Consider the following 245-nt stretch of genomic DNA (forward strand, 5'->3'; position numbering starts at 1 on the left):
GATCGCTTCGCTGGTGGGCGCCGGTGGCTCGTAGGCGACGTAGAGCAGATCGGCACCGGCCGCCTGGGCAAAGACCGGCGGGGTTTCACCGGTAACGCCGAAGTCGATCGAGCCGACGTTCAAGCCTTCCAGCAATTGCGGGCCACCGGGGAATTCAGTCCATTGCACTTGCACGCCCTGGGCGGCCAGGCGCTTCTCGAGGGTGCCCTTGGCCTTGAGCAACACCAAGGTGCCGTACTTCTGAT

At 64.5% G+C, this 245-nt stretch carries 1 pseudogene; it reads right to left on the reverse strand.

Features of this window, described 5'->3' with window-relative positions:
• A pseudogene (locus SB765_RS32700) lies at positions 1–245 on the reverse strand (sulfonate ABC transporter substrate-binding protein); the annotation flags it as partial.

It is taken from the genome of Pseudomonas sp. SIMBA_067, from assembly GCF_046534675.1.
In the GTDB taxonomy this organism is placed as follows: Bacteria; Pseudomonadota; Gammaproteobacteria; order Pseudomonadales; family Pseudomonadaceae; genus Aquipseudomonas; species Aquipseudomonas putida.